Genomic DNA, 23,627 nt, shown 5'->3' on the forward strand with positions numbered 1-23,627 from the left:
TACCCTATAGGGGTATTGGGTATACACTATGGATTGAGTAGAATACCAAGAGGAAGGAGCGAGCATGGGGTTCAACATATTCGCCTTGGTGGCGGCACTGCTAGCGGCAGCCGCCATTACATGGGCAATTCTGCGATTCTTCTTCGCGCCGCAACGCGGAGCATCCGGCACCATCAATAACGGGCAACAACACGCAACCATCACGGTCAAAGGCGGCTACTCCCCGGCAGTGGTGAATATGCAGGCAGGCCTGCCCATCACACTGACGTTCGACCGCCAGGAAACCGGCGAATGCACCTCTCATGTGGTTTTCGGCGATTTGGGTCTCGATGCGATGCTGCCCGGCAACACCCGCACAGACGTACAGCTGCCGCCCCTGCCCGCCGGTGAATATCCATTCGCCTGTGGCATGAACATGGTGCATGGCCTGCTGCGCGTGGAGGGTGAATCCAACGTATCCGCCATCCCGGCCAACGCCCTGCAGCATACTGCGGACGAGCCGCTAGACGCGGCACAAGCCGAGCAGCGCGAAGCGCAGGAGCGCCGCAATGAAATCAAGGCCCTTACCAAATTGGTGATTATCGGCGCAGTGCTCACTATTCCGGTATTCACCGCCACAATGCTGCACATGGCCAATCCGATGCTCGTCCCACACTGGATGGTCAACCCTTGGCTGCAAGCCATACTGATCACACCGGTGATGTTCTATTGCGGTCACCCTATTCATAGTGTTGGATTCCCGGCCTTGGCCCATCGCTCACCAGACATGAATTCACTGGTTTCGCTGGGTACCACTGCCGCATATGTATATAGCTTGGTCACCTGTATCGCGCCGTGGATATTCCCCGAAGGCTCTCGCGAGCCATACTTCGAATCGGTGGGCGTGGTCATCACGTTGGTGTTGGTTGGACGGCTCCTTGAGAACAAGGCTCGCGAAGGCACCGGCAAGGCCGTACAATCACTGATCAAGCTTCGTCCGCGCACCGCGCACAAGCTGCAGGAAACGGCCACGTTCACGTCTGCCGCAGCCCAACATGATGCAGCGAATGATGCAAATACCGAAGCTTCCACAGCACTATGGCTGAACCCGGCCAACAGCACCGATATTGACGTCGACGACATCACCGCAGGAGATTTGCTCGTAGTGCGCAACGGCGAGCGTGTGCCTACCGATGGCATGGTCGTAGCCGGTAAGGTCACGGTGGACGAGTCGATGATTACCGGCGAATCCAAGCCAGTCAACAAGACCAAGGATGCGTTGCTCACCGGCGCAACCGTTGTGTTGCACGGTGATTGCGTGATGCGCGCCACTCAGGTCGGCGCGAACACCGTGCTTTCGCAGATCACAGCAATGGTCGCTCGCGCACAGGCCACTAAAGCTCCGGTGCAGCAGATGGCTGATCGCATCGCGAAGTATTTCGTACCGGCGGTCATCATCATCGCGGTATGGACGTTTGCCATTTGGGTGTCGGTTGGCCCTAGCCCGCAATTGGCTCATGCGCTGGTGACCGCGGTCAGCGTGCTGATTATTGCCTGCCCATGCGCATTGGGTCTTGCCACGCCGCTTTCCGTGACCGTGGCGCTTGGCCTCGGAGCCACAAACGGCGTGCTGGTCACGTCCGCAAAGGCTTTGGAACAAGCACAGCGCATCGGCACGGTGGTATTCGACAAGACCGGCACCATCACCCGCGGCGTGGTGGATGACAACGCCGCTTGGAACAAGCCCAGCTACGAACAGGACACCATCAAAGATGGTTCGATCGAGGCGATTGCAGCATTGCGCGCACGCGGCATTCGCACGGTGATGCTATCCGGCGATAAAGCCGAAGTAGCCGGTCGCATCGCGCGAGAGGTCGGTATCGATACCGTGATCTGCGAGGTCAAACCGGATGGAAAAGCCCATTGGATTGAACAGCTGCAGCGCGAACGCGACGAACACTACACCGTTGGACAGTCCGGCACCGGAACGGAAGCATCGAACAATGCCGCCAATCAGCGCAACGGATCTACGCTGGCATCAAAGCCGGCAGCGAATCTCATCGCCATGGTGGGCGACGGCATCAATGACGCGCCCGCACTGGCACAGGCCGACCTCGGCATCGCCATTGGCACCGGCACGGACGTAGCCATGCAATCGGCCGACGTGACGTTGATGAGTGGCGATCTGCGGGGCGTACTCAAGACCATCAATCTTTCCGAAGCCACCATGCGCAATATTCGCGAGAATCTGGGTTGGGCATTTGGATACAACATCATCGGCATCCCCGTCGCCGCTGGCGTACTGTTCCCGTTCACCGGCTGGCTGCTCAGCCCGATGATCGCGGGACTCGCCATGGCATTGAGCTCCGTTTGCCTGGTGCTGAACGCCAACCGTCTGCATATGGCGCATATCAACACGAATATCAGCGCCGGCCTCAATGCCAGCACCGCAGCGTCATCGCCTACTCCCAACGCGAACAACTCGGTATCAGAAGGTCACGAACCCACTATCATCGTCGATGATCGTACCGAGCTCACACATCTGTCCGGCCAATCACACAACACCAAGGAGAATCCTATGGATATGAACATGCACATGCATCACAACGCTCCCATGGATGGCGAAACCGCAACCGATCCGGTATGCGGCATGACCGTCAGCGTGAACGCAGACGCGATCACCAGAGAATATGAAGGCAAGACCTACTACTTCTGCGGCGAGCATTGCGCCAACAACTTCGCCAAGGCCCCGCAGATCTTCCTGGAGAAGTAATCGAGCTACATAGAAAAAAATGACCTCCACCGTAACAGTGGAGGTCATTTTTTATACGCCGATATCCTCAATCAGACGAATCGAGCGGCACACACATCAGGCGCCGAAGAAGAACACGAACATCCAGCAACCGATGATGGCACCAACAATCGGAGCCACAACCGGAATCCAAGCCTCGCCCCAACGGGAAGAGCCCTTGGACGGAATCGGCAGAATGGCGTGAAGCAATCGCGGCATAAGATCGCGCGCCGGGTTCAGACCAGGGCCGGTCGGACCACCCATAGAGGTCACAAGACCCCACACAATGAAGCCGACCACGATGGAAGCGGCAGCGTAATCCTGCTTGCCCCACGGCAGGGAGAGGCAGCACAGTGCACCAAAGACGAGCACGAGGGTACCGAACATCTCATTGAGGAAGTAGTTGGCCTTGTCGTTGTGAGCATCGGTGGTGCAGAAAGTACCGAGAATAGCCTCAGCATCCTCGGTCTCCTTGTAATGCGGCCAATAAGTCAGGTACACGATGAACTGGCCCAGAGCGGCACCGAGCAGCTGAGCAATAATGTACGGCAGCACTTCGTCCCACGGGAACAAACCGTTAATAGCCTGAGCAAGAGTCATGGCCGGGTTGATGTGAGCGCCGGAGACGGCACCGAACATCAGCACCGGGAACATCACGCCGAAGCCATAGCCCATGGCGATGTTCAGCCAGCCGGCATGATGGCCCTTGGTGTTCTTAAGTTCGACGTTGGCCACAGAACCGTTGCCGAAAATCATCAGAATGGCGGTGCCGAAGAATTCGGCAGCCAGCTTGGTAAAGAGGGAGTATTCCACTGCTTCTTCTTTTCTCGTTCTAGTGAATAATGTGACCCGCAGCGGCCGAATGGCCAAGTCACGCAAACGGGATAAGTGTACGCCGAGGGCTGAACGTGAGATTAACGGAGAAAAAACAAAAAACCGGAACCTTTCGGTTCCGGTCTGTTTGTGCCCCCGCAGGGATTCGAACCCTGGACACGCTGATTAAGAGTCAGCTGCTCTAACCAACTGAGCTACAGGGGCGTTGGCTAGCTGTTGAAGTGTTCCTTGCAACGAGTGATAAATATACTCAGATTCTCTTCGAACGCAAGCCTCGGCGTGTCGCCCGGAATTTCAACGTTTTTATTTTCGTGATTTTTCAACGGAACGTCGACTCCGCACGCACAGTAAGCATGTCATCATCACAGCTTCACAAAATACACACACTATGATTGCTGCTGAGTCCGTCCATGATTATGAGATACCCGTATGAGATACCCGTATGAGATACCCCGTAATTCCTTACCAGTCTCTCCCTCAGTCAGCCTTCGGCTGCCAGCTCGTCCCGCAATTACAGACAGGCTTCGCCTGCGATCTGTTAACTTGCTGACGCTCGTCCGCGCCTACAAACAGCCCACCGGGCTGTTTGCTCTACGGCTCAGCCCATCAGAGGGAGCAAAAAAGAAAACCAATAAATCTTCCCCAGCTCAGCCCATCAGCAGGAACCAAGAACCGGAATAAACGAAAGCCCCGCGCTGTGCGAACACAAGCGCGGGGCTTTCAATGCTTAAGCTCAGACTTCTAGCCTGAAAGATTCCAGCATTACGCCGGAATGGTTCACTCGGCCACGACCTTCACGAAGAAGGAAGCGGTGATCTCCGGGTGGAGGGCCACCTTGGCGGGGAAATCGCCGGTGGTCTTGATGGTCTCGACCTCGATGGACTTCGGATCAACCGGAGCCTTGTCGGACAGGGCGATGGCGATGGCTTCCTTGGAGATGCCACCGAACAGCTTGCCGGACTCGGAAACCTTGGCAGCGATCTCGACGGTGGTGCCCTCGATAGCAGCCTTGGCAGCCACGGCGTCTTCACGGGTGGCAACGGCCTTGGCCAGACGAGCGCGCTTCATAGCGGTGATCTGAGCCTCAGCGCCCTTGGTCCAAGCGAAAGCCAGGCCCTGCGGGAACAGGTAGTTGCGAGCGTAGCCAGCCTTGACGTTGACAACGTCGCCCGGGTGACCGAGGTGAGCAACGGTCTTGGTGAGAATGATCTTGGTTTCAGCCATTGTTCAAGCCTTCCTAACTCAGCGACCGGAAGTGGCGTACGGCAGCAGAGCCATCTCGCGGGCGTTCTTAATAGCCTTGGAGATCTCGCGCTGTTCCTGAACGGTCACACCGGTGATACGGCGGGAACGGATCTTACCGCGGTCGGAGATGAACTTACGCAGCAGCGCAACGTCCTTGTAATCGATCTCGGTAATCTTGGCAGCCTTCAGCGGGTTCGGCTTCTTCTTGAACGGCTTGACCGGCGGCTGCGGCCTCTTACGTGACATGATGTTCTCCTTAAAATCTGTATCTTTGATTGCTGCTGTTGAGCTGTGTGCAATAGTGCTCGGTTATACGCTCAACGATCCAATGCTTAGAATTCCGGATCGTTATCGTCGCTGCCGAACTCGGACGAGCCACCAAATGTGAACCCGGAGTCAGCGGAACCAGCGGAGCTACCGGAGCTCCACGGATCGACTGCAGGCGCGGACTGTGCGGGAGCGCTCTGGGCTGCGGGCTGCTGAGAGTAGCCAGCGCCACCCTGATAGCCACCGGAGTAGCCACCATTGCCAGCCTGACCACCGGAGTAACCGGACTGGCCACCGTTGTAGCCACCCTGACCACCCTGGTTGCCGTAACCTTGGCCACCTTGGCCGCCCTGGAATCCACCGGAGCGACCCTGGAATCCACCCTGGCTGGTCTGACGCGTCACCTGTGCGGTGGCGCGAGACAATGCCGGGCCGATCTCGTCAACGCGCAGTTCCACAACCGTGCGCTGGCTTCCATCCTGGGCCTGGTAGGAACGCTGGGTCAGTCGGCCCTGAGCGATCACGCGCATGCCTTTGGACAGGCTGCTGGCAATGTTGGAGGCCAGCGACGAAGCGCGACCATCCCATGCCGAGCAGTTCATGAACAGCGTGTCGCCGTCTTCCCACTGGTTCGTGTTGCGGTTGTACTGACGAGTGGATGCAGCGATGGTGAAGTTCACCACCGTTGAACCGCTGCCAATAGTGCGCAGCTCAGGATCGCGGGTGAGGTTACCGACCACGGTGATAATGGTTTCGCCTGCCATGCCATGCCTTCTTACTTGCGATGATTCGCAACTTGCACATCAGCTCTTCAGCTGACTAAACGCTTAAACGCTTTGAATTCAGCCCTTACGAAGGATCTTCGTACGGATCACGGATTCGTTGAGGTTCAGCACACGGTCGAGCTCATCGCTAGTAGCGGGCTCAGCGGTGTACTTCACAACGACGTAGTTGCCTTCGGTCTTACCGGCAATCTCATAGGCGAGCTTGCGACGGCCCCAGTAATCGGGCTCATCGAAAGAACCGCCCTCCTTGGTGACGAGCTCCAGATACTGCTCGGTCAGCTTCTTCAGACCGCGCTCATCCAGCTCAGGATCGGCGATGAACATCAGTTCGTACTTATGCGCAGACATCACCCACCTCCTTCGGACTATTCGGCCACGGACGTTCCGTGGCAGGAGTGTGTATACGCTGTGCCCCAAAAGGGCAACTTCAGCAGTTTATGGCATTGGCCAGACAGCGCAAGCCGTGCAGACATGCCGTATCGCCGAATGATTCGTTGCCTCTTACCGCAGATACGCCGGCAACTGCGCAAGCGGGTCGGCGGTGACGGTAACGGATGCCGCCGGCTCTGCCGTTGCCGACGCTTTGCCTCCCTTGGCACCACCCCATACGCCAAGGCGATAGGTGACTGCTGCCACAGTGCAGAGCGCGAACACCACCAGCACCACGGCAAGGCCAATAAGGAACACACGCAGATCCTTGGGATCGATTGGCGGCTTCACACTGGGAGCTGGCAATGCAGACGGTTGTGATGCTGCCGGAGCTTGCGCCCCGGGTTGCGGCACTGCTGATTGCGCGGGCTGCGGGACTGCAGGTTGCGGTACCGCTGACTGGACCGGCTGCGGCACCGCCGACTGCGCGCCCGGCTGCTGAGGCACTGTTGGCTGCGGCACCGCCGGCTGAGATGCTGTACCTGGAACAGGCACCGCATGATTCGGCGCAGGAACACCACCGTTGGGTTGTCCGTTCGGCTGACCCGGAGCCGCAGTCGGTACTTGTTGTGGCGCTCCCGGCTGCGATTGAGGATGTCTCGGGGCAGGTGCCGCCGGCACAGGCGCGGAAGGAGCCGACGCAACACCACCCGGCACTGCGCCACCGGGCACTGGAGCCGATGGAACCGGCACGGCAGCGGCCGGCTGAGGAACTGCCGCAGCCTTCGGCACAGGTACCGCCGCAGGTGACGGAGCAACCGGCACAGGTACCGCGGCGTGCGGCGCAACAGGGCCTGCCGGAGCCGGGGCAGCCGCCACCGAGACTCCACACGATCCACAGAATCTTGCACCGTCCCTCAACGGCTTACCGCAATGTGGACAATTCATTTTTCACTCCTCACTATCATGACGGTCACGCTGATCTCACACATCACAGTTCCGCGAGCCGGTCGACCAGGGTCTGAGCCAGCAGATCCTTGGCATGGAAATCCCGCTCCAGTTGCTGCCAGTCCGCGAACAGCGCTTGCAACCGGTCTCGTGTGGACCGGATGATTTGCGCGTATTTCAGATCGATGCGCTTGCGCGTGAAGTGATTCATCAGCATCCACACGCCGCCGCCGATGGCTGCGAGCGCGCCTAATCCTGCGAGCGCCGGCTGGACAAACGCCAGTCCCACGCCGCCCAGCACGCCGGCGACCATCAGCACAATCGACCAGATGTCTTTGACTTGGGCTTTTTCGACAGCCGCCTTGCCCTCATAGAACTGTTTCGCCTGCGCGGCATTGCCTTCCACGTTGCGCAAATCACCTTGGATTGCGAAATCATCAATCACAATATGTTGCACCGGCGTGAACAACGTACGGTATCGCTGAATATACAGGTCTCCGGCTTGCTGCTGCAGTTCCTTGGTGGCCACAAGCATGTTCTTGCGCATCTGCGGGTTGGATTCCGCGCGACCGCTCGTGGTATAGATCCAGTCCATCATTTCGGTGATGATGTCGAAATCTTTCACATCATGCTGCTTGTGCGCCTCGTACGCCTGCTGGGCCGCCTGCACATCGCCTTGGAATTTGATGATGTATTCATTGCGGTCGATTTCGTCGTACACCTGCTGTTCCACTGTGCACGGTGCCGCCACTACGAAATCGATGTATTGCTTGAGGAATTCGTTGCGCTGCGCTTCCTCTACGTTCATGATTTCGGCAATGAAGTCGATAACGTTGGCGTTATTGGCGGCCAGCTGCAAGCTGCGTTGCAAGCCGGCATACGATGGCACCGATCCGCGAATCGCCTCGTAAGGGAACGAAGCATCGTCGGCCAATGCCGCGAACGCGTCCGCGATTCGACCGATTGTTGCGCTTTGCGCTTGCCCTCCGCGCCGCATGCCATCGGCAATCAGCGTATTGATATACCGGGTGATGATTTGGCGGGACTGATCAGACATGCTGTCTTCAATGGTTTTCGACAGCATGGAGAAGAACAGCAGCACCATTGGCTTCTCCGCGCCTTTGAGCTTGCCGGAAGCCAGATAGGAGAACCATTTGAGCGCCGTCTGCTCGCGGTGGAGCCGCAGATAGAAGATCATGAGGAACGATGCGGTTTTGCGTCCATCCAGTTTCATGGCGCGATCCAATGCGCGCTGTGCACGTTCCCGCTGGTCGGCATGCCATGCCACTACGGCGACCAGCACGCTGGTCAGCCAGTAATCAGGATTCTCCAGCTGTTTGCGCTCCACGGCTTTGGCGATAACCTGTTCGGAAATCATGGAGAAGTCCAGATTATCCATAATGCCTTGCACGATCTTACGCACTGTGCGATATACCGCGAAGTCATAGAACTTCTTGTTATTGCATTCGCGGATGCGCTTGTTGGCCAGCTCCATCTGCTTCAAACGCATGTAGAGCGCATCCATGCTTTGCTGCACTTCGTACGCTGCGATGATCTGCTGATGCGCCGAGCCGAGCGTGTTGCTGGCACCGCCCAGATGGGCGCGAATATTGTCGGAGGTGTTGTTGAGATCACGATTCGCCGCATCCATCGCACCGACCACATAGCTGATTTCCTGTGCGAGCTGATCATTCGCATGGTTGACGCCGTTGAGCACGCCTTGCTTGCGGGCCACTTCCGCTTTTAAACCCTCATTCGCCATCATCGTCTCCCGCCTGTTGATTCGTTACCGTTGCAACGGTTGTGTTTGTTGCCGTCTCGTCTGCCGAGGCCGACCGCGCATTGCGTGCGCCCCATTCGCGAATGTGCGCGATACGGGACGCGGATATCGGTATGGTCTCGTTGAAATGTCGTTCCATGGTTTCCACCGTTACCTGTTCCAGCCCGCCGAATACGCGCTGCTCGGCCAAGTCCTTCACCGACTGTTCGATGTCGGAGTAGGAGAAGCCTTCCGACGCATCCGCCAAGCGGCTTAATTCCGCCGCATCAAAGCGCTGATGCAGCGACAGTCCGGCATAAAGTGCAATAGCCGCTTCCCGCTCGGCATGGTTCGGCAGGTCGATGAAGAAGCTTTCCGAGAAGCGCCCCTTACGGAACAGTTCAGGTGGCAGATGATCCACATTGTTGGCTGTGGCCACTAGGAACACTTTCGCTTGGGATTCCTGCAACCAGAACAGGAATTGCCCGAGTACGCGGTTGCCCACGTCGCTTTCGCCCGAATCGGTGGACAAGGCCTTCTCGATTTCATCGATCCACAGCACACAGGGGGCAACATTGTCGATGTAGGTCAGCGCTTCCTGCATACGGCGTTCGGTTTCGCCAACGTATTTGTTGTAGACCGATCCAATATCGAAGCGGAACAGCGGCAACCCCCAACGGGCTGCAATCATCTTCGCTGAGAATGATTTGCCGCAGCCGGGCACACCCATGAGTAGGATGCCGCGCGGCGACTGCAGCGCATACCGGTCGAGCAGTTCGTTCGGCGCGAAGAACACGTTGCGTTTGCGATCCAACCAGGATTTCAATCCTTCAAGCCCTGCGACTTCGAGCTTCGCCGGGTACTTCACCGCCGTCACATTCGCCACGGGCGTATACAGCCGGCTTTTGCTTTCGGCAATCGCCGACACATCAGCATCCGTCAGCATGCCGCGGGCAACCAAGGATGAACGCAACAGATTGGTCACTTGGATTTCGCTTAAGCCTCGCAACAGCGTGGACAGCTGTTCCATGCCGGTCGCGCTGAACGAGACCCGATCCCCGTACTGTTCAGCGAACTTGCCGATCATGGCGAGACGTTCGTCGAACGTGGGCAGTTCCAGATTGATGAACAATCCGAATCTGGCAAGCCGCTGCCACACCTGCTCAGCAGCCACAATCACCAAGGTATTGCCGCTGTCTTTCGCAAGATAGGCGGCGGACAGCAGTTCGCGGGTATAGAGCGAATCCTGATCGAGCTTGCGCGTATCCCCCAGCATGAACGGTACATGCCGGCTCCGGCGGAATGTGTCTTTCACAAATGCCAGCGGATCGGAATCCACATCCTTGCCGGATGCGGATGCGGTATTGCCGCCGGAGTCGATTCCGCCTAATGCTTCGACCTGCTTGGCATCGGTGTAGCAGAACGCCGATATGCCAAGCTCCTGCACGATTTGCCGCAGCGCACGCTCCACACGGTGCCGTTCAGTGGTACGAACCACCACCAGCGGTACTCCGGCGCGTATGTAATCGGTTAGATCGGTTTTCATGGCCGCATAGTCACTCATCGGCTGCTCCACCTCCTTCGCAATCGCTGAATCACAACCCACACATCGTCTTGGGGCGACTCACCTGCATCAGCCACTGCACCCAGCACTGTGCTGACGTACCGACGAATCTCTCCAGCCAGCTGGCCTACTTGCGGTGCGGGCAGTCCAGGCACATCAGCAAAGAACAGCAATCGCTCGCAATCAGCCGAATACCGTGTGCAGATCAGTGCCACCGCATCGGCATCGGTGTTGTAGGCTTCGAGCGATGCTTCCAACCGACGTGTCTCCCGATTGAGCACGTCCTCGCAATACCGACGCACCATGTCCAGAACCGGCATCGCGCTGAAAGCATCCACACTGCCGTGGCGCAACACGGCAGCCAGTTCTTTCGACGGCGACTTTCGGCGGGCGTCCAGCAGGGCGCTCCACTGGTCATAGGTGGTTGGCGGCGAGAACGTCTCGATCATGACAGGAACGTCTCCGGAGGCTCAAGGCTCCATTCAGGCAGGCTCTTGTTCATTTCGGCCAGCGAGTTCTTCTTGGCCTTGGCGATGGCATCGGTTGATTCGCCGCCGAAGTTGGTGCCGATGGCGGCCAAGAGTGCGTCTGCAGCAGGTACTTGGGACTGCGGCTGGGATTGCGGCTTCGGCTGCGGGGCCTTGCCTGCCTGCTGAGGCATGGGTACGGCTGGGTTGGGCATCGGGATTGGATTGGTCATGATATGTCCTTTTGGTTGATGTGATACTGATTCGGATGGTTGGTCTGCGATCACTGCCCGGGAGCGATGAACTTGTATTCCAGTTCTTCGGCAATGAGGTTCTTCGTATTCGTGGCATCCGCGCAGAACCGCTTGAACATGCCGATCTGCGTGATGGTGCGGCCAAGTGCCTCGACAGCCGACTGCACTCGCACGGGGAACGCCTTCAATGCGCGGAACACGTTGAAGCCGAGGAAGCCGAGGCCAAGCACCACGCCGATGAGGAAGTACAGGCTCACGAACGACAATCCCATGCACAGCACGGCGGCCACAGCAGCCACCGCGTTCGGCACATTGAGGTACACCATGGTGAGCTTGTGCGTGTTGAAGTACTCGCGCAGTTCCTTCTCCTGTTCGGCTTGGTCGGCACCATTCGACATGCCTTCCCAGCCGTCGATCTTCAGCTTGTACCCGGTGGGGAAGCGCTGCTGGATGTTGGCGTAGAAGTTGTTCATGGCCTGCACCAGCCAACCCTTGGTATGACTGAGCGCGAACTTACGCACATGCACATCGGTGTCTTCGTTGTTGGAGTACAGCACCCAGCCAATCAGCTGTCGGCCGATGTTGAAGCCCTCACCCTTGAGTCGCAGAATCTCCTGATATTGGGCTTCCGCGTCCTCGCGATCTCCATTGTTCTTGATGATCAGGTTGTAGTACTGCTGCTGGGTTTTCAGCTCGTCCTCCTCCTGATCGTAATTGGTGATCAGCGAGGTGAGCACGGCGTCCACACGCGACTTGTAGTTGTCTTCGCGCTGCTCGATATCCGGCACATCCAAGCTATCCACCATGGCTTTGATGGGCGCGAACTTCGACATGTCGCGGTACACGCCTTCCACTTGGTCGGCGTTGGTGCAGAACTGGCGAATCGCTTCGAAGCTGAACGGTCTGGACGGCTGCATCTGCTCGATGTACTTGGCGTACGCGTTCACCAGATCGTTGGCAATGGCGGCATCCTCGTTGATGATGGCGATCCATTCGTTGATCGTCTCATTCACTTTGGCTTCCAACGCCTTGTCACGGCCGAAGGTACCTGAGATATAGGCCTGCAGCATGACCGCGGCCTCATTCTGCATGAAGGTCGGGTCCAAGGTCTTCAGGTATTCGGAGAACCAGCGGCGGGCCACCTCGTTACGCCCGAATCGCAAATTCAGCAGTGTGAAGAACAGCGTGGATTTGATCTTGTCGCGATGCGTGCACTCGGTGATGGCGTTGGCTGCGACCTCAGGGTAGTCGTTCACCCAGGAGGTGACGGCGATCAGCGCATACGAGAGCCAGTACCGTGAGCTGGTGAGCCAGAGTTCCTCAGACAGCTCTTGGATGGTTTTGTTGCGAACCAGGTTGATGTCGAAGTCACGGACCACGCCGATGATGGTGCGGCGGATACGGTCGTAGTCGCCGAACTGTTCCTTGATGACCTGGTCAATGCGGATGATGTTCTCATGAGCGAGCTGCACTTCCTCGCTTTTGACCATCTTCTGCTTGAACTCATTGACGCTGTTGTAGATCTGGTTGGTCGTGGCCTGAATCTGATTCGTGGTGTCATCGACCTTGCGCATCTGGGTGTCGATCGAGGAGCGGAAATCCTCGATGGTATCGCCCAATTGCCGAACCGCGTATTCACTATCCCCGCGAAGGCTGCTCATACGATTTCCTTTCCTCGTGACTTACCGCTGTGACGCTGTGGTGTTCTTGACGGGCGTTCCCGAATCCGTGAACAAATCAAGCGCATCCATCAATGCGCTCAAGCCCTTGTCCGCGTTCCGGTACGCTTCGCGCCAAGCGCCCATCTCAGCTAATGTTCGTTCGATGATTTCCAAGTCTTTTCGTTTTCTGATCAGGAACACCTGTTGCAGGTTCGCTATCTGGCGCCATAGGCAGAACGCGCCGACGAGCACCAGCAGCACCGAGATCACTATCGGCGTGGGATTGAGCCATGCGACTGCGGAAATCACCAAACCGAGAATGCCGGCCACGATCATGCCGATCCAGATCAGCACGAACTTGTCTTTGAGGTATTCCCAGATGCTGTGCTTCTTGAAGAACGCCTCGAAATTCGCCTTGGCGATGGAGATCTCGTTCTCATTGACGGTACCGGTCCAGCCATCCACGGAAATCGTGTACCGTTCCTGCTCGCGGCTACGGTATCCGTCGGCGAAACGCTTGGCTCCGGCACGAATACCGGAGAGGAGCTTTTCGATGGCGAAGCTTCTGATCTGCGGCAGGATCGCCGGATCATCCTCGGTGAACGCCCACTTCTTGAGCAGACCGTCGAAACCAACGGGCCCGGTCTCCGGGTACCGTTCGGCATATGCCTGTTCCGCCTGGTGCACGTCGCCTTTGGCCGCCACGATCAGCTCGTTGTACCGGATGCGACGGTGCAGCTGCTCCTCTTGGGGATCCATCGATTCGATAAGGTTGTAGATGGAGTCCTCCAACCGTTCCTTCACGTCACGGTCGTTTTCCGGCTCTTGGGCGATTTCCTGATATTCACGGGCTACGACGACGTTCTTCTCCGCATCCGAAAGCAGCGACTTCATGTCGCCGCTTTGCGTGCAGTATTCCGGCAGATAGAAGAATTCGAAGTCGGTGGTGTGCGCTTTGGTCGCAAGGAAGCGGGTCATGGCGTCCGCCACCTCGGTGTCGAAATCGATATTATGCACGGTGATTTCGTCGACCATATCGTTGATTTTGCTGGCAACCTGGGTGGCCAGCGTGCGATCGGAACCGAAGGCTCCAGACAAATGTGCTTCCAGCAGGTACTGGAATTCCTCGCCCACATTATCCGCGTGAATGGCGTTGAGATAGTACATGTACCATTTGAGCGCCACCTGTTTGCGACCGAACTTCAGGTTGCAGAACAGGAAGAACAGCGAGCTTTTCCGTTCGGACATCATCAACGCGCGTTTCATCGCACGGCCAGCTGCTTCGCGTTCGTTGCTCCACCACAGCATGACCGCCATCAGCGCGTACGACAACCAGTAATCCGTGTTGGCAAGGTAAGCGCGCTCCGCTTGCTTGCGCGTGGTTTCCTGGGAGATCAGGTGTGTGTCCACCGCCATCACACAGCCCAGCGCAATGCGCCGCAATTCATGGTAGAACGCGAATCTCGTGTGGTATTGGTCGGTGTACTGGGTCAGATTCTTGGTTGCCGTGGAGAGGTTCTTATAGGTGAAGTATCGTTCGGATACGTCGCGCAGCAGTTGCAACAGATCGCGGGCATCCACCGCACGGTTTTCGATGCGCTTGTTCAGCGATGTCAGATCATTGTTGACGCTTTGCCCCATGCTATGCGCATAGGTATTGAGCATATCGGCCTGATCGATAACGTATTCGCGTTCTTCTTTGAGCTCCTCATGCAACGCGATTGCCGCTTCAATCTCCCCTTCAAGGCGATAAAGCTCGGCTTCCAATTGGCGCCGTTCCGCCTCAATCTCCGCATAATCAGCCATCAGCGTCCTCCCTTCTCTTATGCCAGCAATCTGCGCTGCGTAAGCACCTGCAGTACCATGTCACGAACCTGTGGCGGATCAGGGCAGGCTGCGGGGTACTGCCGTGCCGCCATGCCCAACGATGCGAACGAGGTGACGTGGGCCAGCAGTGTGTCCAGCACACGAGGTTTGGCCGCGCCATCCACGTGGCTGTTCATCAGATAGTTCTCCACATTCATGGGGTTGATCGAGTGCATCTGCTCGGCGAGCACATTGATGAGCTTGACTTTGCTGTCCACGTCGGCGGAAGTCTCGATATACGCCGCCATGACGCTTTGCTTACGTTTTTCGCCAACGCCGATGTTCACCAGTGTTTTCCATATGGAGGCTTTGGCATCTACGGTAAGGTCCGCGCGCGTGAGCATCGCCATAATGGCCTGCTGCGAGAAGGTCAGATAATAACCTTCGTCCGATAGCGCATTCAGGCTGGCGGTCATGGCAGCGGGCCCCGCATTGGCGAGCAGCGCATCCACAATGGCAGCGGTGTCTTCATCGGTGAGCACGCCGCCTTTGAGCGAATTCAACATGGTGGACACCGATGCCTCATCGTTCGACGAGGCGATCAGGCGCGCGATGGCCGCCCCGTTCGGAATCACGCCACGTGCCACGCAGGCCACCGTGATGGCGTTCTTCAAGGCGACCGGATCGGCCGACGACATCACATAGTCGGATAGCGCGTCACGCCCATGCTGCTGGTCGACGCCACGCATCACGATTTCGCTGATGTTGCCCTGCTTGCGCTCGTTCGCCGGATATTCCTTGAGCAGACGCGTAAACAGCGCATCGGCATCCAACTGGGCGGGCGAGCGCAGAAGGCTATCGATCTGGCTGTAATCCTGATTGGCGAATGCGCGGTTCATCAGATCGCTGGCCGCCCGCTCGGAATGGATATCGCCGGCGTTGAATCCTTGGGAGATGAATTGCACGCGCGCATCATCCTGGAAGGTTTTGAACACGCTGATTAATAACGAACGAATATCCGAGGAGTCTAGCTGCTCATAGAAATCAGCTTCGACATCGCTGACGCGCGGGTCGAACGGGCTTTGCAACCTGCGGTATTCGGACTGTGCTTGCGCCAGATCAGTGCGCACCGCCTCGCGATTCGTGGCCATCATCAATTGCACACGTTTGATGGATGCGGTGAGCCGCGCCACAATGGCACCCGGATAGTTCGGATCGATTTTCTGGCAGTCGTTGAGATTGGTTTGCACCATGTCCCAGTTGCTCATGTCCGCATTGAGATCGAGCAATGAGTTCAGGGTTTGCACGGCAGCGTTGCGCGGAGAGAACTGGCCATCGTAGCTTTCCTCACGCTCATAACGGTTGCCGCAATAGATGCACACCATTTCCTTGGTCTGCGGATCAATTTGCAGCGTACCGCCACAGGTGGCGCATGTGCGTTGCTTATAGGAGAATGCCATGGAGCCGTACCTCTTCACTCATGCTTGCGCTCGACTTCGGCTCAATCATTGCTTGACGATCATCAGCTTGCGGCTGCGTTCGGCGTACAGTGCTTCGAGCTCTTGCACCTGCATCCTCTCGCTTTGGAAATCGCCGCGTGAAGCGCTGTCGCGCAGTTGCTGGACCTTGGCCATGATGCGGGATTCCACTTCAAGAATGGCAGGATGGTTGCGTCCGAACGCATCGGAATATTTCACCGTGTCGTTGAGGTGGTCAAGGGCTGCCATCAGCTGCGGGTCACCGCCACGCATACGGGTCAGATCAATCACCGAACCGATATCCACTGTCTGCAGATCCCATGTGGCGGCCTGCTGACGGCGCTCCTCGCTTTTCTTTGCGGAGGCGCGCTGAGCAGTAAAGCTCACGATGGAGATAATCAGGAAGGCAATCAAAATCACCAGTTGAATGAACAAGACGATTTTGAATGGCACAACCTGTTGGAAGAGAATGAACACCACGCTGACGAAGATTTCAGCGAAGAAGTAGTAGACGGCGAACCCGATCATCGGGATGCCGAAGAACACCGCCTCGACACCTGGCTTGTTCACCGCGAACTTCGGCATGAGGAACGTCAGCGCAAATGCGATGACCGCGAATACCAGCGAGCAGATGGCACCCGGGGTATATACGCCGGTGAACAGGAAGATCGCGGCCGCATACACAATGAACAGCAGCAGTCCGATGATGCAGATCACCATATTGGTTTTGCCGAATGGCTGCTTGCCACTGGGCTGCTGGGACTGCTGAGGTACCGTGGCCATGGCAGAGGGAGGCATGACTCCGGGAGCCGGTGGCACGGCAGGCATGGGAGCCGTATTCACGCTAGGCTGGGGTGGCAGACTCGCACTGGGCTGCGGCGGCAGGCTTGGCGCAGGTGGCAGCGGGACGGTCGGCTGTTGATTGGGGTTCATGGGAAGTTCCTTCTTCTGATTCTGACGTACTGTTGTGCGCTCGGTGACTGATTACTGGTTGAGACGGGTCAATGCGCGGACTGTGTTACCGCGTTGCGTGTTAGAGTTTCGTGCCGCAGAACGGGCAGGCCTTCCATCCTGGCTGCAGTTCTTGTGCACAGTTCGGGCACTTCGGCTTGCCAAGTGACGCGCCGCAGAACGGGCAGGCTACCCAACCGGGCTGTACCGGCTGATGGCACTGCGGGCATCCGGTTCCGGCGGCGTTGGGCGTGCTCGAAGCGGCTTGCGGTGCTGGCGTTGGCGTTGGCGTTGGTGCGGCTGACGAAACACCTCCCGGCATAGGAATCGGCGGCATACCCGGAGCGGAAGCTGGAGCCTGCGGTGCCGACTGCGCTGTCTGCTGTGGAACCGCACCAGCGGCAGTTGCCGTACCGGCAGTACCGCCACCACCAAAGAATCCGTTGATCATGCCGTTCACCGGAGCCGCCATGGCACCGGCGGTGCCAATGCCGAGCATGCCGCCGATAAAGCTGCCTGCGGCACCATCATTGCCCGCCAGTTCCTTCAGAATGGAGGCTTGCTGCTCGTCGGACCATGAGTAGCCCTGCAGACGACGTGCCTTCGCCTCGCTGTCGGCTTGAATCACACGCGCCGCAGCAGCGGATTTCGCCGCCTGGAATTCAGCAGTGTCCTCGTTATCGGAGTTGATGGTCTCCACATTGAATTTGACGAGCTTGGCACCGTATTCATCGAACAGTGCCTGCAGCGGTACCATAAGCTTGTCGCTGATCTCGCGCAAATGCGCATTGATGGTGAACAAGCCTACCTTGTCATTCAGCACCATCTTCGCGATTTTATCGGTGACTTCGGTGGCGATGATGCCGCGGAACTGATCGACTACTTGTTCATCGTTGAACACATTGACGAAGCCGACGAACTTTTCCACGAACTTCTTGGAGTTCTCGACCACGAACGACAGATTGCCGCGCAGCTGCAGATGCAACATGATGCCCAGATCCGGGTCCATGACCGGCAGCGTGGATTTGGTGCCCCACAGCATATCCATGGCATGCACCTTGTTCACGAAGAACACCTTGCAGGGGAATGCGGTCTGGCCGCCGGTGGCCATGCGCTGAATCGCGTTCAAACCGAAGTAATTCTGCGTTTCCAAGGTGTGGCGACCGGGACCGAGCACCTCGGTACGGCCTTCAATCATCACGATGGCTTCATGGGTTTCGTCAACGATCAGCTGCGTCGCCGCATTGAAATCCTCGATAGGGCTTTTCCAAACCAGTACTCGAGGATTGCCTTCAAACTGAATAACGTCTACAACATTCATCGCTCTTCCCCAATCGGTTTGGCGCCCTTGCACTCAACATCATAGACACACAATCATTACGAATGGGATATTTCCCATTGATTGATTCATGAAGCTAACTGACTGTTTGCCTGCCAGCAACCCGGCGCGGTCTCGTGAGGGGTCAATGTACACTAGGTAAGGCTGAAATTCACAACAACACAAAAGGATGCGAATAGCATGTCGGCGATTCTTGAAGGCACTCCGGATAAACGACTCGTATTGGTCACGGGCCGCGCGTACCCCGAGCTGGCTGAGAAGGTGGCTGAATGCTTGGGTACTGAAATTCTTGAGACCACGGCATATGACTTCGCCAACGGTGAGATGTACGTGCGCTTCGCCGAACCGGTGCGTGGCGCGGACGTGTTCGTACTGCAGTGCCACTCCGGCGACATCAACAAGTGGATCATGGAACAGCTCATTATGATTGACGCGTTGAAGCGCGCCTCTGCTCGTTCCATTACCGTGGTCGCACCGTTCCTGGGCTACTCCCGTCAGGATAAGAAGCATCGTGGCCGCGAGCCCATCACCGCTCGCCTGATTTTCGATCTGTTCCGCGCCGCCGGTGCCGACCGCATTATGACCGTGGATCTGCACGCCGCTCAGGAGCAGGGCTTCTTCGATGGCCCGGTCGATCATCTGACCGCTATGCCGGTGCTGCTTGACTACGTGCGTTCCGCCGTGGACCTGAGCAACGCCACCATCGTTTCCCCTGATGCTGGCCGTATCAAAGTGTCCGAGCAGTGGGCCGCCAAGCTGGGCAATCTGCCGCTGGCCTTTATTCATAAGCAGCGTGACATCACCCGCCCGAACCATGCCGAGGCGCATGGCATCATCGGTGATGTGAATGGTCGCGACTGTGTGGTGGTGGACGATATGGTCGACACCGCCGGCACCATCTGCGAGGCTGTGCGCACGCTCAACGAATCCGGCGCCAAGTCGGTGACGTTGGTCGCCACGCATGGACTGCTTTCTGGCCCGGCTGTGGAGCGACTGAAGAACTGCGGCGCTCACGAAATCGTGTTCATGGATACGGTGCCGGTTCCGGAGTCCAAGCGTTTGCCGAACATGACGGTGCTTTCCGTGGCGCCGCTGCTCGCCGCTGGCATTCGCTCCGTGTTCGAGGAAGGTTCCGTGGCCACGCTGCTTGAGGGTCTTCCGGAGGATATGCGTCCGCGCAATATCTACGCGTGATTGAGGCATCGGCCTAAGGCCGACGCAGTGTGCGTTCAAGGCGACCTTCGGGTCGCCTTTTTCTTCTCTCCCCCAGTCTCACTTCGTTCGACAGCCCCCTCGTCAGAGTGGGCCAAAACATCGTTGCCTCCCTCTGATGAGGGAGGTGGCATCACGAAGCGATGACGGAGGGAGAGACCGCAGTTCTCAAATAAAGGCACGCTCTCCGAAGATGGCAGTGCCGACGCGCACTATCGTGGAGCCTTCTTCAATCGCGTACGCCAGATCATGGGTCATACCCATCGAAAGCTCCGTGCATCCGGCCGTACCTTCGGCACCGGACGCGAGAATCTGATCGCGCGTGCGGCGCAAGTGCGCGAATCCCGCGCGAATCGTACGCTCATCATCCACATGAGCTCCGATGGTCATCAACCCCTGCAATTCGAGCCCGCCCATGGCACCGATGCGTTTGGCCAGATCAATGGCATGGCTGGGCGCGCAGCCGGACTTGGATTCCTCACCGGATTCGTTGACCTCCAGCAATACGCCTACCGTGATGCCGCGCATCGTGGCACGGCGGGCGATCTTCTCGGCAAGTTCAATCGAATCCACTGATTCGATGGTATCGACTACCGGCAGTACTTTGCCGATCTTATTGGATTGCAGCTGGCCAATGAGGTGGAAAGGAATATGCCCCGCAGTCGCCACAGCAGCTGGGGCATCAGTCACATCAGTCGCATCAGTCACACCCAGCGAAAAACCACGCTCAGCCAGTCGCTTCGACAAGCCGGCTGATTTGACGGCAACCTCCTGCGGACGATTCTCGCCAATCATGCGCACACCGGCATCGATGGCAGCCAGAATCTCCCCCACATCGCGGGTCTTCGTAGCGGCGAGCAGCTTCACCGAGCCAGCATCGCGCCCAGCAGCAGCCTCAGCCGCCGCAATGCGCTCAAGTACGCGATGCACACCGTCTGCAATCTCCTGCGCACGAGCCGCATCAATAACCTCGTTCGCGAGATTCTTATGATCCATATATGCCGTCATATTGTTCTCCCCACTGAATCGAAAATCCATCTTACCTTGGGTAGAGCAAAGCCTCCCACGAATATTCACGGGAGGCTTTGAGAAAAGGCACACTATAGGCGCTTAGCGGCGTTGGAAGACGCGCATTTCACCCACTTCACGATTGGCCCATGAGTAGTATGGCACTAACTTCAGCGTGGCCGGCTCTCCAGCGCGTGCTTCATCAGCGTCCATATAGAGCGGCGCATCGTCGTCATCAGTTGCCTCGCGCACGGCCGGCAGTTCGATGGTATCCACGCCGCCCAGCAGGTCAGATTGGAAGGCAACAGCTGCGTCGGCACCGGTCACGCCATTGGCAAGACGGTAGTTCCACAGGTCGCCGGGGTTGTCCACCTGCTCGGCGCAGTAGACCAGCGGGCCACGCGTAACGGCCACCTGGCCGGCATCAGAGCGCACATGCGAGTTCGCACGGACGAACTTCACCGACATATCGAGGTCAAGGGCAATATTCAGCGTGTCACCGGCGTTGACCAGCAGATAGACGAATCCATCATCCACGTTGGCGGTAGCGGGTTTGCCGTTCACCGTCAGCGTGTAGGAGCCGAGCGACCACCCCGGGATGCGCAGTCCGAAGCGTACGGAGCTGAGTCGAGCCGCGGCAGGCAGTGCGACCGTGTATTCCACATGCCCATCCCATGGGAAGTTGGAGCGCTGCTCTACGGTCAAGCCGGACGTGAACTCGGCATTGTTGGCGATGAACTGGTGGCTCAACACCGTCTTGCCGTCATCATGCTCGGTGTAGATGTATCGATCCACGGAGGCGATGAGTCGGGCGATATTCGCTGGGCAGCAGGCGCAGCCGAACCAGTCCACGCGATGGGAAAGCACATGATGACGGTCCGGGTTCGCAAGTCCATCCGGAGTGGTTTCCAAAGCGTTGACGTAGTAGTACTGCTTGCCATCTAAGGAGATGCCGGCGATGGAGCCATTGAATAGTTCCTTCTCCAGCACGTCGGCGTACTCACCCTTGGCATCGATGTCCAGCATCTGCATGGCGAACATGCACATGGACACCGACGCGCAGGTTTCGCCATACATCGTGTCGTTCGGCAGATCATAGTCGTAGGTGAACGATTCACCCACGTGGGTGGAGCCGATGGCACCAGTGACGTACATGCGCTTGGTGACAATGTTCTTCCAGAAACGCTTGGCGGTTTCGATCAGACCCTCATCGCCAAGCAAGCGGCCGACATGTGCCACACCAGTGCACAGGTAGCCGACGCGTACGGCATGTCCATCGGCAGTCTGCTGGTCGCGCACGGGCTTGTCTGCTTGGAAATAGCTCGGCTTGTAGAAGCCTAAATCCGGGAAGATATTGTCGCCGTTCATGGCCTTGAGCTGCTTGGCGTAGAACTCGGAATCCTGCCCACGCACATCGATGAGATACTGGGCGAGCGTCAGATAACGCTCCTCATGAGTCTCCTCATACAGCTTGGCGAGAGCCAGCTCGATTTCCGGGTGTCCATCAGCACCATGAATCTTGCCGTCTTCCGGACCGAAGTTCGCGTCGAGGCAGTCGGCCATCTTCTTGGCCACGTCCAGCGCCTGCTCGTTGCCGGTCACCTGATGGTAGGCCACAGCAGCCTCGATGTAGTGACCCATCACGTACATCTCATGGCTCTGCTGGATCAGCGAGAAGCGCGGACGGTTGGCCCACACACCGGACTTGATTTGATACGGCGTATCGAGATAACCATCGTCCTGCTGGGCGCGGGCGATGAGATCAACCGTCTTATCGCACAGTGCTCGCAGTTCAGGGTCCGGATGATAGGCCAGCGCGTAGGCGGCTTCCTCCAGCCACTTGTAGACGTCGGAATCCTGGAAGACCATACCGTGGAATTCGTCGTCTAGCTCGCCAGCAGCCACCTTGAGATTGGCTACGGCATGGCTTTTGTTATCGGAGAGCTGGTTGCCGGCAGGATCGTCGGGAACGACGGTGTCAATCTCGTCGTTCATCACGCCCCACTGGTACGGAATAACCGATTCAACGATCTGGTCACGACGCTGCTTCCAGAACGGAGAGGTAATCGTTACTTTCATAATCATCCCTTCACAGCGCCGGCCATGAAGCCCTTGACGTAGTACTTCTGGAGTGCAAGGAAGAGGATGGCGCATGGGATGAGCAGAACCACAACGCCGGCCTCGGTGGCACCGTAATCAATGACACCCATCGTCTGCTGACGCATGTTCACCATGGCGAGCGGCAAGGTGGACTTGGCGGAAGAGCTCAAGTACAGCGGAATCATGAAGTTGTTCCATGCTTCCAGGAAGGCCAGCAGACCAACGGTCACCATAGAGGGCTTGACCACCGGAACCAGAATCTTGACCAGCGCCTGGAAGGAGTTGCAACCATCAACCATGGCGGCCTCTTCCATATCCTTCGGGATGGCATCGAATGCGTTGCGCATGATGAAGGTGCTCATAGGCAGCTGGAACAGCGTAATCACCAGGCCCACGCCAAGCAGGGTGTCGTTGAGGCCGATGTCCTTGAACCACACCATCAGCGGAATCAGCAGGGATGCGTACGGCACCATCAGGATGGACAGGGTCACCATGAAGCCGAGGTTGCGGCCCGGGTAATCAAAACGGGAGAAGGAGTAGCCGGCCAAGGTGCAGACCACCACGGAGAACACCACGGCAACAAGGCTCACGATGATGGAGTTGAACAGGTACTTCGGCAGACCCTCCTGATAGCCGAACAAGGTCAGGTAGTTGGCCACACCCCAGCCCTTGGACTGGGCGGAACCCGGCTGCGGGCTGAAGGAGCTGATCACCACCCAAATCAACGGGCTGATGAAGATCAGGGCCAGCAGGCCTTCAAGAATTCGAGCGATGACGCGCTTCCACAATGGGGTAGTCATAATGAATTAC

Annotated in this window: 20 protein-coding genes, 1 tRNA gene and 1 pseudogene; 2 read left to right on the plus strand and 20 right to left on the minus strand. The window is 57.6% G+C overall.

The features are described 5' to 3' along the window. Nucleotides 1–64 precede the first annotated feature (64 nt). Nucleotides 65–2,752: an HAD-IC family P-type ATPase gene (locus JS530_RS00675; RefSeq protein ID WP_214375359.1), complete on the plus strand. Its 2,688-nt coding sequence runs from the start codon at nt 65–67 to the stop codon at nt 2,750–2,752. Between the two features lie 96 nt (nt 2,753–2,848). Here JS530_RS00675 and JS530_RS00680 read toward each other — a convergent pair whose 3' ends face one another. From JS530_RS00680 to JS530_RS00755, 17 genes and pseudogenes are all read right to left on the minus strand, one after another. Further along, entirely contained in the window at nt 2,849–3,583 is a 735-nt protein-coding gene (locus tag JS530_RS00680) for an MIP/aquaporin family protein (protein WP_214375360.1), read from the minus strand. A gap of 151 nt (nt 3,584–3,734) precedes the next feature. Further along, a tRNA-Lys gene (locus JS530_RS00685) sits at nt 3,735–3,808 on the minus strand. 573 nt (nt 3,809–4,381) lie between these two features. Beyond that, complete coding sequence (gene rplI, locus JS530_RS00690; RefSeq protein WP_214375361.1) at nt 4,382–4,828, minus strand: 50S ribosomal protein L9; 447 nt, start codon at nt 4,826–4,828, stop codon at nt 4,382–4,384. 18 nt (nt 4,829–4,846) lie between these two features. After that, nucleotides 4,847–5,095 (minus strand): 30S ribosomal protein S18, encoded by a 249-nt coding sequence (rpsR, locus tag JS530_RS00695; protein WP_033890661.1) that lies wholly within the window; start codon nt 5,093–5,095, stop codon nt 4,847–4,849. An 86-nt stretch (nt 5,096–5,181) separates the two neighbouring features. After that, nucleotides 5,182–5,880 (minus strand): single-stranded DNA-binding protein, encoded by a 699-nt coding sequence (gene ssb / locus JS530_RS00700; RefSeq protein ID WP_214375362.1) that lies wholly within the window; start codon nt 5,878–5,880, stop codon nt 5,182–5,184. A gap of 78 nt (nt 5,881–5,958) precedes the next feature. Continuing rightward, nucleotides 5,959–6,249, minus strand: a complete 291-nt coding sequence (gene rpsF / locus JS530_RS00705) for a 30S ribosomal protein S6 (RefSeq protein ID WP_003828111.1) — start codon at nt 6,247–6,249, stop codon at nt 5,959–5,961. 153 nt (nt 6,250–6,402) lie between these two features. Next, a complete protein-coding gene (locus JS530_RS00710) occupies nt 6,403–7,149 on the minus strand; it encodes a hypothetical protein (protein WP_240541017.1) in 747 nt (248 codons plus the stop codon). Between the two features lie 6 nt (nt 7,150–7,155). Next, nucleotides 7,156–7,218: pseudogene (locus JS530_RS11005) on the minus strand (zinc-ribbon domain-containing protein); the annotation flags it as partial. A gap of 43 nt (nt 7,219–7,261) precedes the next feature. Next, nucleotides 7,262–8,983 (minus strand): hypothetical protein, encoded by a 1,722-nt coding sequence (locus JS530_RS00715; RefSeq protein WP_214375364.1) that lies wholly within the window; start codon nt 8,981–8,983, stop codon nt 7,262–7,264. Continuing rightward, nucleotides 8,970–10,541, minus strand: a complete 1,572-nt coding sequence (locus tag JS530_RS00720; RefSeq protein ID WP_214375365.1) for an AAA family ATPase — start codon at nt 10,539–10,541, stop codon at nt 8,970–8,972. The genes JS530_RS00715 and JS530_RS00720 overlap by 14 nt, the downstream gene beginning before the upstream one ends. Beyond that, complete coding sequence (locus tag JS530_RS00725) at nt 10,538–10,990, minus strand: hypothetical protein (protein ID WP_214375366.1); 453 nt, start codon at nt 10,988–10,990, stop codon at nt 10,538–10,540. The genes JS530_RS00720 and JS530_RS00725 overlap by 4 nt, the downstream gene beginning before the upstream one ends. Next, entirely contained in the window at nt 10,987–11,241 is a 255-nt protein-coding gene (locus JS530_RS00730; protein ID WP_214375367.1) for a hypothetical protein, read from the minus strand. Before JS530_RS00730 ends, JS530_RS00725 begins: the two co-directional genes overlap by 4 nt. 50 nt (nt 11,242–11,291) lie before the next feature. Next, nucleotides 11,292–12,923, minus strand: a complete 1,632-nt coding sequence (locus tag JS530_RS00735; protein WP_214375368.1) for a hypothetical protein — start codon at nt 12,921–12,923, stop codon at nt 11,292–11,294. A 21-nt stretch (nt 12,924–12,944) separates the two neighbouring features. Further along, a complete protein-coding gene (locus JS530_RS00740) occupies nt 12,945–14,729 on the minus strand; it encodes a hypothetical protein (protein ID WP_214375369.1) in 1,785 nt (594 codons plus the stop codon). Nucleotides 14,730–14,746: 17 nt separating this feature from the next. Next, nucleotides 14,747–16,189 (minus strand): TFIIB-type zinc ribbon-containing protein, encoded by a 1,443-nt coding sequence (locus JS530_RS00745; protein ID WP_214375370.1) that lies wholly within the window; start codon nt 16,187–16,189, stop codon nt 14,747–14,749. A gap of 45 nt (nt 16,190–16,234) precedes the next feature. Next, a complete protein-coding gene (locus JS530_RS00750) occupies nt 16,235–17,140 on the minus strand; it encodes a hypothetical protein (RefSeq protein ID WP_214375371.1) in 906 nt (301 codons plus the stop codon). A 100-nt stretch (nt 17,141–17,240) separates the two neighbouring features. Next, nucleotides 17,241–18,479 (minus strand): SPFH domain-containing protein, encoded by a 1,239-nt coding sequence (locus JS530_RS00755; protein ID WP_214375372.1) that lies wholly within the window; start codon nt 18,477–18,479, stop codon nt 17,241–17,243. 198 nt (nt 18,480–18,677) lie between these two features. Between JS530_RS00755 and JS530_RS00760 the strand changes: the two genes are divergently transcribed. After that, on the plus strand, nt 18,678–19,691 hold the full coding sequence (locus JS530_RS00760; RefSeq protein ID WP_214375373.1) for a ribose-phosphate diphosphokinase: 1,014 nt from the start codon (nt 18,678–18,680) through the stop codon (nt 19,689–19,691). Between the two features lie 186 nt (nt 19,692–19,877). Here JS530_RS00760 and JS530_RS00765 read toward each other — a convergent pair whose 3' ends face one another. The 3 genes from JS530_RS00765 to JS530_RS00775 all read right to left on the minus strand — a co-directional run bounded on the left by JS530_RS00765 (nt 19,878) and on the right by JS530_RS00775 (nt 23,617). Then, entirely contained in the window at nt 19,878–20,717 is an 840-nt protein-coding gene (locus tag JS530_RS00765) for a YggS family pyridoxal phosphate-dependent enzyme (RefSeq protein WP_214375374.1), read from the minus strand. 102 nt (nt 20,718–20,819) lie between these two features. Further along, complete coding sequence (locus JS530_RS00770) at nt 20,820–22,796, minus strand: glycoside hydrolase family 127 protein (RefSeq protein ID WP_214375375.1); 1,977 nt, start codon at nt 22,794–22,796, stop codon at nt 20,820–20,822. A gap of 2 nt (nt 22,797–22,798) precedes the next feature. Then, nucleotides 22,799–23,617 (minus strand): carbohydrate ABC transporter permease, encoded by an 819-nt coding sequence (locus tag JS530_RS00775; RefSeq protein WP_214375376.1) that lies wholly within the window; start codon nt 23,615–23,617, stop codon nt 22,799–22,801. Nucleotides 23,618–23,627: the final 10 nt, after the last annotated feature.

The sequence above is a fragment of the Bifidobacterium colobi genome, from assembly GCF_018555455.1.
Classification (GTDB): Bacteria; Actinomycetota; Actinomycetes; order Actinomycetales; family Bifidobacteriaceae; genus Bifidobacterium; species Bifidobacterium colobi.